General features: G+C 44.0%; 6 protein-coding genes and 3 pseudogenes. All 9 read right to left on the bottom strand.

What is annotated here, in order from left to right; all coding sequences use genetic code 11:
* Positions 1–174: 174 nt before the first annotated feature.
* Positions 175–1,724: pseudogene (locus DW830_RS17180) on the bottom strand (RagB/SusD family nutrient uptake outer membrane protein).
* A gap of 13 nt (positions 1,725–1,737) precedes the next feature.
* Positions 1,738–4,725, bottom strand: coding sequence for a SusC/RagA family TonB-linked outer membrane protein (locus tag DW830_RS14280; protein WP_410524532.1), 2,988 nt, complete (start codon positions 4,723–4,725; stop codon positions 1,738–1,740).
* A 615-nt stretch (positions 4,726–5,340) separates the two neighbouring features.
* Positions 5,341–6,798, bottom strand: coding sequence for an AAA family ATPase (locus DW830_RS14275; RefSeq protein ID WP_119250355.1), 1,458 nt, complete (start codon positions 6,796–6,798; stop codon positions 5,341–5,343).
* A 169-nt stretch (positions 6,799–6,967) separates the two neighbouring features.
* Positions 6,968–7,117, bottom strand: a pseudogene (locus tag DW830_RS17410) (ABC transporter permease); the annotation flags it as partial.
* Positions 7,098–7,780: pseudogene (locus DW830_RS14270) on the bottom strand (ABC transporter transmembrane domain-containing protein); the annotation flags it as partial. The pseudogenes DW830_RS14270 and DW830_RS17410, both read right to left, overlap by 20 nt.
* Positions 7,768–7,833 (bottom strand): hypothetical protein, encoded by a 66-nt coding sequence (locus DW830_RS17175; protein WP_317125431.1) that lies wholly within the window; start codon positions 7,831–7,833, stop codon positions 7,768–7,770. The gene DW830_RS17175 and the pseudogene DW830_RS14270, both read right to left, overlap by 13 nt.
* Before the next feature lie 72 nt (positions 7,834–7,905).
* A complete protein-coding gene (locus DW830_RS14260) occupies positions 7,906–10,710 on the bottom strand; it encodes an outer membrane beta-barrel protein (RefSeq protein WP_119250353.1) in 2,805 nt (934 codons plus the stop codon).
* A gap of 267 nt (positions 10,711–10,977) precedes the next feature.
* On the bottom strand, positions 10,978–11,520 hold the full coding sequence (locus tag DW830_RS14255; RefSeq protein ID WP_147487276.1) for a hypothetical protein: 543 nt from the start codon (positions 11,518–11,520) through the stop codon (positions 10,978–10,980).
* Positions 11,474–11,778: hypothetical protein (locus DW830_RS15935; RefSeq protein WP_158573509.1), on the bottom strand; the 305-nt coding region annotated here is incomplete at its 5' end. The genes DW830_RS15935 and DW830_RS14255, both read right to left, overlap by 47 nt.

Raw genomic sequence — 11,778 nt, 5'->3', positions numbered from 1 at the left:
CTGAAAGGGCAAAAGCTTTGATATTGAAAGCTTTTGCCCTTTCAGGGCGACTTTTTTATATTTGTTCTAAAACCCAGGCGCTGCCCTGGGCTAGGAGCTTCTGCCCTTTCAGGGCGTATTGGATGTGACTTATGCCAAACCTCCTTTTATATTCAGTTTATCTGTCGAGAATCATTAATCCCATCCAGGATTCTGCTTCAAGGCACCCTGTGACAAGTCGATTTCCTTCAGAGGAATAGCCCAGAGGTAATCGCGGTTAGGATTGAACTTGCGAGTTTCAATCAGAATCTTCTTTCCGTCAGGATCGATGCCATATACAGGCTTGGTAACATCCTTCTCTGTAGTTCTGTAGCTACGGGTATCGAAGAGATGGATTCCCTCGAATGCCAGTTCCAGACGGCGCTCCAGGCGGATGGCATCGCGCATCTGATCCTTGCTGAGACCCTCTTCCAAACCAGGAAGGTTCACACGCAGGCGAATCTGATTCACTGCATCATAAACCTTGGCATCTGGAGCTGAAAGGTTCTCATTGCGAGCCTCGGCATAAGTGAGAAGCACCTCAGCATAGCGGATGTAGATGAAGTTGGTCCAGTCGTAATTCTGGATTCCATAGTTGTCTGGATTGATGTACTTGCGCATGCAGTATCCCGTACGGGTATGGCTACCGTCACCCATATACTTATTATTAAAGGTCATCGGACCGCAGGTGGTTCCTGGCCAGAAGATAGAGTAAGCCAATCGTGGATCGCGGTTCTCGAATGGCTTGGCTGGGTTGTAGAGTGGAGACTCTGCGATAGACTTGCCATCGGTACATGGATAGGCATCTACATATCCTGTGTAGGAGACAAAGCCTCCCAGCCACCGAAGTCGCATGGCGAGAAGAACAGACCGATCACGCTACCCTCGTTGCCATTCTTAGGATTCTCGACATACTCGCGGTCGAAGAGAATCTCGTTGCAGGTTTCTGCTACAGGCAGGAACAGGTCGCCGTAGTTAGGGTACAGACCAAACTTACCGGTCTGCATCACCTGCTCGGCAGCAGCTTCAGCCACATCGTACTTGTGGTTGTAGAAAGCCATACGGGCCTTCAGGGCGTAGCAAGCACCGGCACTAGCCTTACCATGGTCGGCAGCAGTACGGATTTCCGGCAGATTAGGAGCCGCCTTATCCAGCAGCTTCACCACGTAATCGTAGGTCTCATCTGCAGAACTGCGGGCTGGCAACTTTTCATTCAACTGCAATGGATGATCCAAAATAGGCACACCGCCCATATACTTCCACAGGTTGTGGTAAGCGAAAGCCTCGAGGAACTGCACCTCGGCAGTGAGCTGCGCCTTTTCCTTCTCGTTCATGGAAACTTCTCCGATGTGCTCGTAGAAAATCAGACAGCGACGGATGGTTTCGTAAGCAGCTTGCCAGAGCTGCAGGAAGTGAGGGTTGCTCGATACGGCTGTACCGGCTGACAAGACTCCCTGCTCAGCACCTACGTGAACCGGGATGGCATTGTCTGTATAGCAGTCAGTCATGATCGTATGGTTCTCCGGCTCTATCAGATAGAGGTAGATACCTGTTGCATATTTGGTTGCATCATCCGCAGTCTTCCAGAAAGATACGTCAGACAGCTGGTCTTTTGGGTTTCTCTCCAGGAAGCTATCGTTGCAAGAACTCAATCCCAGACCGCAGGCAAGGATCAGTCCACTCAAAAAATGATATTTCAATTTCATAATCTACTCGTTTTTAAAAGGTTACATTAACTCCGAATGAATAATTTCTTGTAAGAGGATAGTAGTTACCTGATACTGCCTCTGGATCTACGCCGTCGAAACTGGTGATGGTAAACAGGTTGTCGATACTACTGTATATTCTCAATCGGCTAATGCCATATTTAGATGTCAGCTGCTTAGGAAGGGTATAACCTACCTGCAGGTTTCTCAACTTGGCATAAGATGCATCCTGAACCCAGAAGCTGGAAGTTACTCGGTTCTGGGAATCCTTCATTGACAAGCGTGGGTAAGAGGCATTCGGATTAGGATTGCTCTCGGTCCAGCGGTTCATGTGAATATCGGTCACCTTACCGCCATTGTAGAATGCATATCTGATTTCTGGCACTGGCATACCCTTTACGTCGGCTGCACCCTGGAGCAAGGCGCTCATGTCGAAGCCCTTATACTGAACGGAGAAGTTCAGACCGAAGTTGATCTTTGGGAAGTAAGACCCCAATACCTTACGGTCGCGGCTATCTACTGAGCCGGAACCATCCAGGTCGCTATACTTCAGATCGCCAGGCTTTGGAGTACCGGTAGCCTGAGGAACATGAGCCTTTACGTCAGCTTCATCCTTGAAGATGCCATCGCATACGTAGCCATAGTAAGCCCACAATGGGTCGCCTACCGACTGTCCTGGAGTGTCACCACCCTTCAGGTCGAGAATCTTGGTAGATACACGGCTGAAGTTAGCGCCAACATTGTAGGTCCAGTCACCGATGCGGTTGTTATGACCTACCTGCACCTCGAAACCGGAGTTGCGAACCTTTCCGGCATTCTGCATAGGAGCACCTACACCCAAGGTATAAGGGATAGGAAGCTTCAGGAGGATGTCGCGGGTTTCCTTATGGAAATAGTCGAAGCCGAAGGTCAGCTTGTTGCCCAGGAAGGTAGCATCGATACCGAAGTCATACTGACTGGTCTTCTCCCAGGTCAGGTCTCGGTTAGCCATAGTGCTGGCGATAGAGATACCTGGATACAGGGTGTTGCCGAAGCTGTAGTCGTAGCCATACTCGTAGGTGGTCTGGTAAGGATAGTTAGAACTAACGGTATCCTGGTTACCCAAGAGACCCCATGAACCGCGGAGCTTCAGGTTATCTACCCAAGAAACATTAAACCATGATTCCTCAGAGATTCTCCATCCTACAGAGAATGATGGGAAGGCACCGAAGCGCTTGTTCTTTGGGAAACGGGAAGTTCCGTCATAGCGAAGGTTTGCCTCGAACAGGTAACGGTCATCGTATGAATAGTTCAGACGGCCGAATACGGAACGCAGAGAGTATTCTGTCTCTGTACCGTAAGTGGTCTGAGTGGTCACTTCACCGGCATTGATCTGGTCGAGTGTATTTGAGTTAGGCAGGTTCTTTCGTGAAGCCTGCAGGTAGCGCATCTGGTTGTAAATCTGAGAGTAACCCAGCAATGCACCTACGGTATGCTTACCGAAGGTCTTGTTGTAGTCCAGGTATGCCTGGAGGTTCAGTTCCACCTTCTTGGCGTCATACTCTGTCAGCTGGTTCTGGGTTGTCTTGACTGGAGTATCTGAATCTGCTGTGTAGAAACTCTGGGTATATAAATGGGTAGGATTATCCAGCAGGTTGAATGTGGTGGCAGCAATACCACGCAACTTCAAGCCGTCGATGATGTCGAGATCCATTCCCAGGCTACCCTGGAAGTTGTTGTTGATCTGCTTGCTGGTTCCGCCGTTTCGGGCAGAAGCTACAGAGTTATGCTCGTTCTTGAACAGGGCGTAGTTGCCGTTCTTGAACTGGATAGGAGTTACCGGAGTCTCGCGGAATGCGTAGTGCATCAGGTTGTCGATGCCTTCTGCTGGAGCAGTCATCACGCTGCGATATACTGCCATGTTGGTAGTAACCTTCAGGCGCTTGTTGATATAAGCCTCCAGGTTGGCACGTACATTGAACTTGTTGTAGTTGGTATTCTCTATCAAACCGTCCTTGTCGTGGTAGTTGAAAGCCAGAGAGTAGGTAATCTTGTCGCTACCGCCCTTGATGCTCAGGTGATGGTTGTGGAAGAGACCGTTTTCGCTCAGCAAGGTACCCAACCAGTCGGAGTTGGCATAATGATCCGGGTCAGAACCATCCTTGAATTTCTTCAGGGCATCCTGACTGTAAGGCTCGTTCAATCCGTCGTTTCTGTATGCTTCGTTCATCAGGGTTGCATAGTCGTATGAATCGAGGAACTTAGGCATTCGGGTTGCACTCTGCCAACCTACGTATCCGTCGTAGGAAACGATGGCTCTGCCACGTGAACCCTTCTTGGTGGTAATCAGAATCACACCGTTTGCCGCACGCACACCATAGATGGCAGAAGCCGCAGCATCCTTCAGGATAGAGATGTTCTCGATATCGTTAGGATCCACGCTGCCCATCGATGACTCAACGCCATCGATAACTACCATTGCACTGGCGTTACCCATAGTTCCGAGACCACGTACACGCAGCAGACCGCTGTCAGCACCCGGCTGACCGCTGTTCTGGATAACGGTAACACCCGGCATCTGACCAGCCAGCATGTTGGTTACGTTGGCGCTGGTACGGTTGACCAGCTTATCTGATGAAATGGTGGCAATGGCACCTGTGAGGTTTACTTTCTTTTGAGTACCATAACCTACAACAACGATTTCTTCGATAGCTTCGGTATCTTCCTTCAATTCGATGTTGTACTCATTGGTAGAGCCTACGGTTACCAGAATGTCTTTGAAACCGATATAGGAAATCTTGAGCTTGACACCCGGACGTGCATTCAGAGTGAAATGACCGTCCAGATCGGTGATGGCAGCATTGGTTGTACCCACTTCGAGCACGGTTGCACCAATTACAGGCGCACCATGGCTATCGGTTATGGTACCCGAAATCTGCTTGCCTTTCTGCTGGGTAGCCAGTTCAGTTGCAGTAGATGCATTTGAAGGCATAGGAAAAGCGATTCCACCCAAAAAGAACATACACGCACACAGAGAATAGCTTCTGAGAAGCCTTAAATTCTCCTTCTGTTTTTTCTTCTCGTTCTTCATATCATAAAGTTTAGAGTTTTTAGAGCCCCTTTTTATTGGGACTGCAAAATTGTTATATTATTGATAGGTAAAATTAGAACCAGTGAGGGCTGATCATACCAAGTCGTTTAGAGATGTAGGTCTGTCCTTCGTGGTTTTTAATTTTGTTTAAGTGGGGGCAAATATACACAAAACTTTCGTTCTTTTCGCATATTTTTGTAGAAAAAGTCTTTGAATAGGCTATATTTAACGTTTGATAACATCAAAGTATCAAGAAAACCCACTTATGGCTGGTAAGTTTGTGGGATGATAGCCGAATATCTTCTTCTTATGGAAATAGTATTTCTTCTTCTAATGGAAATAGTATTTCCTGCACGATCAATATGTTTTTATCATTAGGGAAAATCTTCGTTCAAAAGTATTGAATGTACATTCAAAGCTTTTGAACGGCGGTTCAATACTTTTGAACGGAGATTTTCCTTTATAACAACAACTTTTTCCTCTAGGTTTTTGGAGTTGTCAGATACTAGCGTCGGTTTTCTTCCTGAAATGTGCTGAGCTTATGCCTTATTTTTCAAACAGATCGTTACCTGTTACCTGCCTGTTGATCTTTCTTGCATACATATTATTATATAGGCCATGTGGCGTGACAAAGGTTGGAATGAGCGTTTTGGTCGTCTTCGTCACCTTTTTGAATACCTTTAGGCGGTGTGCCAGATGTGCATCGTATGCCTTGCTGATTTCATATTCCCCATTGCAATACTTCATTTCGCAAATAGAAATCGATCTGTCAGAACGGTCTATCAGCAGGTCTATCTGTGTTCCATGCTTCAGGTCTTCATCAGCCTCCTCGTCTGCCATGACTTTGGAGGTAGGTCGGTAAGACCATGAACAGGGGGTGTTGATGCTGCCGTCTATGCCCAGCGCCTTGACTATTTCGTTGATGTGGTGAAGGCATACGATTTCAAAGGCATGGCCGCACCATGATTCATACTCTGGTGTGGTCTGTATCTTTACCCAATAGTTGTCGAGATATGAACCCTTGTTATGCATGAATTTGAAGTAAAACAGGCAGAAGGGGTCTATCAACTGATACATCATATCTTTCTTTGATTTGCCGAACGGGATGTAGCTGCGGATGAAATCACATTGCTCCAGTTCCTTGAGTATCAGACTGAACTTTCCGTTGTTAGCCAATCCCGTAGCATCCAGCAGGTCAAGTCGGGTCATGCCTTTACCCTTGTTCTTCAAGGCTGTGACGATGGCAAGATGATTGTCGGCTTTCTTGAAGAGCGAATTGAACAGTCGGTCAAACTCTTCGGTGAGTTCTCCGCCACGTGTGAAGCAAAGTTGCTGAATATTCTGAGCCACGCTTTTGTTGTTCTCGAAAAGAGATAGGTAATAAGCCACGCCGCCCATTGTCATATAGCATTCGACGATTTCCGGACGTTCATAATAGAAGCCCTGCGTTCTGAAATACTCTTCTACTTCATGCAGCTTGAAAGGTGATAGCAGAATATTGTGGGTGATGCGATTGTGGAGTCCTCCTCGTGAATTGATAACTTGGTTGAGCATCCAGGTGGTAGCACTTCCGCAGGCTATCAGTTTGATGTCGTTGCGGTAGGAAGCCCAGTCGTTCCAGAAATGTTCCAGAGCGCTGACGAAATGGGAAGCATACGTGTCGAACCAGGGAAGTTCATCGAAGAAGATAATCTTTATTCCTTCTGGCATCTTTTCCAATGCTTTCTGAAGAAGTCGGAAGGCTTCCGGCCAATTAGCGGCATCTGTCTCTATGCCTAACTGGTCGTTGAGTGCGAAGCTGAAACTTGCTAGCTGTTCCTTGGTTGAAACATTGTCTTTGCCTGTGATGCGGAATGCAAACCGGTTTTCAAACAGTTCTTTTACCAGAAAAGTCTTGCCTACACGTCGTCTGCCATAGATGGCTATAAATTCAGATTTACGGCTTGAAATATAGTTTTCAAGCTTTTCAATCTCTTGTTCTCTGCCTATAATATTCTCCTTCATATTTGTCTTATATTAGTGAAACCTGTCGCAAAGTTACAAAAAATGTTAGATTACGACAACTTTTAAGCGAAAAATCTGTCGTAATCTCGCTTTTTTGTTGAGATTACGACAGGTTCCTAGGGATTTCGCGCAGAATAGTTACAGGAAATTAGCCTTCTTTTTACACCATCTATAATTGATTCTTCACCAACTCGTAATAATAACCCTTCTTTGCCAGCAGCTCCTGATGAGTTCCACACTCCACTATTACTCCATGCCGCATTACCAATATCTGGTCGGCATTCTTTACGGTGCTCAGGCGATGCGCTGCCACAACCACTCTCTCCCACAATCGCCGTCACCTTACGTTCTGGTATTTCCAGGCTGACGTCATTGAGGGCATAGTTACGCTCTGCACCATCATAGCTGAAGGTAACGTGTTCTACACGGATGGTCCTGTCCTCAGGCAGTTCGCTAACCTTGTCATCAAGGTCAGTATCCTCATCAGGCTGTGAATGAATCTCATTCAGTCGCTCCAGGCTAATCTTGGCATCCTGGATAGACTGGATGAAGCTGATTCCCATTCCCAGCGCTTCTGACGCTCACAGTTGTTAAGCTTGATGTCCTGCATTCCCTGTATCAGCTGAATCATCTTGTTGCGTTCGGTAGCCGACTGGCTGAAGCGCTTATAGTCCAATTCACGGCGATACTTCATGAAGAATGCAACCCATAATATATATAAGGTGTTTTCCTGCAAAAACACACCAAGCACGAGAAGGCTATAATAACCGAGCACAACTGAAAACACGACAAAGTTGGCAAGAGAAAAGATGAACCCCAGCGAGTTGCCCATCAGGAACGATTTTATGCGGGAATGATCTTCTATGCGCTGCATCAGGTCGCCAATCTTCTTTGTATCGAAGAAATGGAGCGTCATCTTCATCAGCTTGACCAGGAAGTCTGAAATCAGGGCAATGTCAATTCGGGTATTCACATGCAGCAATGATTGCGCAACATCTCTGCCGAATACTCCTTACCGTAATATTTCGCTATCATCCGCAACGAGGTGGAACCGCAGTCCATCTCGTCGAGTTGCTGATAATGGGGAAAGCCTTTAATCATAATCAGTTACTTTTTTCCGAATCTGTATCCTATGGAAATCATTCCATAACGAGGGATGCAATTGTATGTCGCCTCAGTCAACTCCTGTTCGTAAAATCCATTATCGAAATTAGTCAACTGATGGAATATGTCATAAGCCTTACATTGAACGGTAATCTTACCTTTCAAGAATGTCTTATACAAGGAAATGTTACTTACAACTCTTGTCTTATTGATTTCCTCTAATTTATAACCTTTACGCGTCAAGGAAGTCAAGTCGCCGGAGAACTTAATATCCCATGGCAGGCGACATGCAAGATTAAAACCATACCTTATGTCCCAGGCATCGTAATTAACGGAATTCAGCTTGTTTCTTGTACTATTATAGCTAAAACCTGCATTTAATTTCAACGTTAACTCCTTATGCTGAAAGACTAATCTAGCTGTTTCATCAATGATATCTCGCTTTTTTTTGCTAGTCTGAAGACCTTCATTCATATGCCCAGACATAAGAGTCGTAACATCTTTCCTATAAACAATTTCATTGTTGATATTCCATGCCCTCGATTTTCCCAATCCCTTATCAACATACAAACGATTCCATGACGCCCAAGTCCCTTTCACGTTCTGGGGAATTACAAGAGAGTTACCATTCTTATCATCGTACAATGAACACATTATTATCATGTTAAGCATAAACTGAGACTGCGACGAAAAGTTTACATCCCACTGGCGTTCAGTATTATGCCATGCATAGGTAAACTGATAATCGTACATCGATTCTTTTTTCAATCTACCATTACCGGTTGACATCACTAGCGGATGAGATGAATCTATAGTTTCAACCAAGTTTAACACAGATGGTTTGCGATAGGATTCCAATTTGTTGAAGAAATGAATCCTGGAATTTTTTCCCTGCCATTTGAGTCGGAATCTTGGACACAGATCAACATAACTCCTCGTAAGAGTAGTATCTACCGAAGAGTTACTATAACTCATATTCTTGCTAAGCATACGCACATCAAAGCCCGCTATCAATTGCCACTTACCCTTTTTATACTCCCAGTTTACCATAGGCTTGTGCTCCCTGGACAGGCTGTTGGAATGATAACTATTGGCATCGTACAGATCATCCAAGGTACGCTGACGTGAAACAGACTCGTTACCCTGGGTATAACGGTATCCGATTTCCAGACTCATATTATTCAAGAAGTTAAAATGATAAAAACCTTCCAATGTATATGAATAAGATTTCGTCTTGGTGTTATCATTGGCTACATAAGAGACAATAGAATCATTTACCGGGAGATAATAGGTTATATGACTATTTTCTCCTAGTTTTTGGTTATTGTCTGAGTATGAAGCATCGGCATGAAAAATGAGATCATCGCCCCAGGCCAAGGCTTGCGACATTTCTATATTTTCACGAAGTCTAAAATTATGTGCTCTGTTATTCGCCTTATTGATAGAATAATTCTGCAAATAGTCAAAGGCATTTCTGCCACCTTCATCTATAGCATCAAAAAGCTGCAACACTGATGAATTTGAAGGTATATCCTTATCAAACAGCGCATATTTGTTCAAGTCATCATTTTTGCTCCTGCCATAATCCACCATAGTATGAAATTGAAAATAGGAAATACCCATCTTCGTGACCTTGTTATTCAAACTAAAGGAAGAATTCCTGCTGTCATTTAAATTCTGAAATATTTTATTGATGTTTGTCTGAGGCAATATGCTGATCTGTTTTTTTTGCTCATCCAAATCTACGCCTTGCCATTGAGCAGCCAAATCTGTAGAAACGTAAAAAGTTCCACCAGTTTTCTCTGCAATAGTACTCACGCCAACTTTTTTAGTGTTCATAATTGATTTTGGGCTGTCTGAATCCCAAAATGATCCATCGCTACCAGGCACGCTCGACTGATTGACGTTGTTAAGGTTAGCATATGCAGAAGCATTTACAGAACCTTTCATATACCCATCAAATCCTCTTACCTGCCATCTGTCATTAGTACCGACACCTGCTTCTATATTTCCGAAATTATTTTGGCTATATTCCTTTTTCAAGAGAACATCCATCACATAGTCTTTCAAGTCTGTCTTTGTATTCAGGTTGCGATTCTTTTCTTTACTCTGCTCAAAGACTTTAAGACTTTTTACCGTATAATACGGCATATTCTCCAACAAAGCCAGATTATTTCCCTTAAACAACTGTTTGCCATTTAAAGTAAGGTAATCTATTTTCTGATCATTAATAAAGATTTCTCCATTGGCTTCAATTCTTGCACCCGGCATCTGCCTGATCAACTCATCAAGCATGGAACCTTCCGGCAGGTTGAATGCGTCTGCATTATACACCAAGGTATCTCCTTTGTGGAAGAACTTGATTCTGGTAGCACGTACGGTTACCTCACCCAACTCATTATCACCAGTCAGGCTATGTTTAGGCTTAAGCCTTACCAGTTTTATAGCTGGAATCCACCGCCGTAAGACTCTTGCCGTATGCTTTAATTTGTAATTGGTCGTAATAGACTTGTAGCCTTCACAATCTACCTTTATGATATATGATTCAACCTTAGCAGGAACTTTGAAGGAAAAAGAAGAAGCAACCATATAACCAGAAGGATGTTCATTTCTCACAGACATTGTATCTATAACAGTACTGTCTGTTGACATCAATGTTACTTTAGCCTTTTCCAAGCCATAATCAGTAAATGAATCCATCACAAAGCCAATCAACTCTATCGTTCTACCAGCAGGCTGAGCGACGGCTATTAAGTTCATTACACAAAAGGTAAAAACCAGCAATGTTTTTAAGCTAATATGTTTCATCTTATCAATTTTAATTAATACACATGCTTGTTAGTTCTCTATCGTAGCAAGGTCTGTCGGCAAAGCCAAAGTATCTGATTAAGGAAAATGGGCATAACCGATACCAACAACCTTATAACTTCATTTTTGGGAGCAAAGATATAAAAAATAAAGTTACGAGACGATTTTTTGGTTATATTTTTTCACGCGATACTTTTTTTAACATAGCTTGATATACTGTAGATAAGAAGTTTACACATCATATTACATTTTTTACACTGATGGCTATTATATCCTCCAGATATTGGCATCAAGGGTTTTGGCTCCGCTTTTACCAAATAGCTTGCTGTTGATTTTCGAACGGATATTAGTTATTTGCTGCGCCCCGACACCCAATAAAAGAGACAGCTCAGAAGGGATAAAATGTAGTTTTACCAATATGACTACAAGATATTCCCTGTCTGTTAATCCTTTGCTCGGAGCAGAAATGAAGCGAATGAAATCAGGCTGTTGCTTTTCGACCAATGATTTCAACTTTTCCCATTCACTATCTGAGATCTTGCAACTCACTCCATTTGCCTGCGCATGGAAATGATTCACCAGTTCATTATCAAGTAAGCTAATCTCCGTCATCCAGTTCTCATTTTCACCAACCTGATGAAAAGAATTCAGAGCCAGATTCATCTGCTGGATTTCCTGTTCTTTCTTCTGCCTATATTGTTCAAAATTATTTTCTATCATTTTCAAATCGGCAACAGAACGCTTATACTCATCAAGCACCTTATTATAGTCTGCGTTTATTCCAACCAATACTGCCTTTCTCCGCTTCATCTGCTTGCAAAAAGACAACAACTGCAACAAGAAACAAGACAACGGTCCCCAAAGCCATAGATAACCACAGCAGCTGATTCTCCGTCTGTGCTTTCAAAGCTCGCTGCTGGTAATGCTGATAATCATACATGGATTGTATATTATACATAGACTCCACAGTGCTATGCCTATAGGAAGAATCATTGGCATTGACAAACAGCTGGGCATACTTGGATATGGAATCAGGAATCCCCTTGAGCTGATAAGCAGTATGTAATC

Source organism: Prevotella sp. AM34-19LB (genome assembly GCF_003468525.1).
Taxonomy (GTDB): Bacteria; Bacteroidota; Bacteroidia; order Bacteroidales; family Bacteroidaceae; genus Prevotella.
Note: the sequence above shows the minus strand (reverse complement) of the source record. Positions and strands in the feature narration are given on the sequence as shown.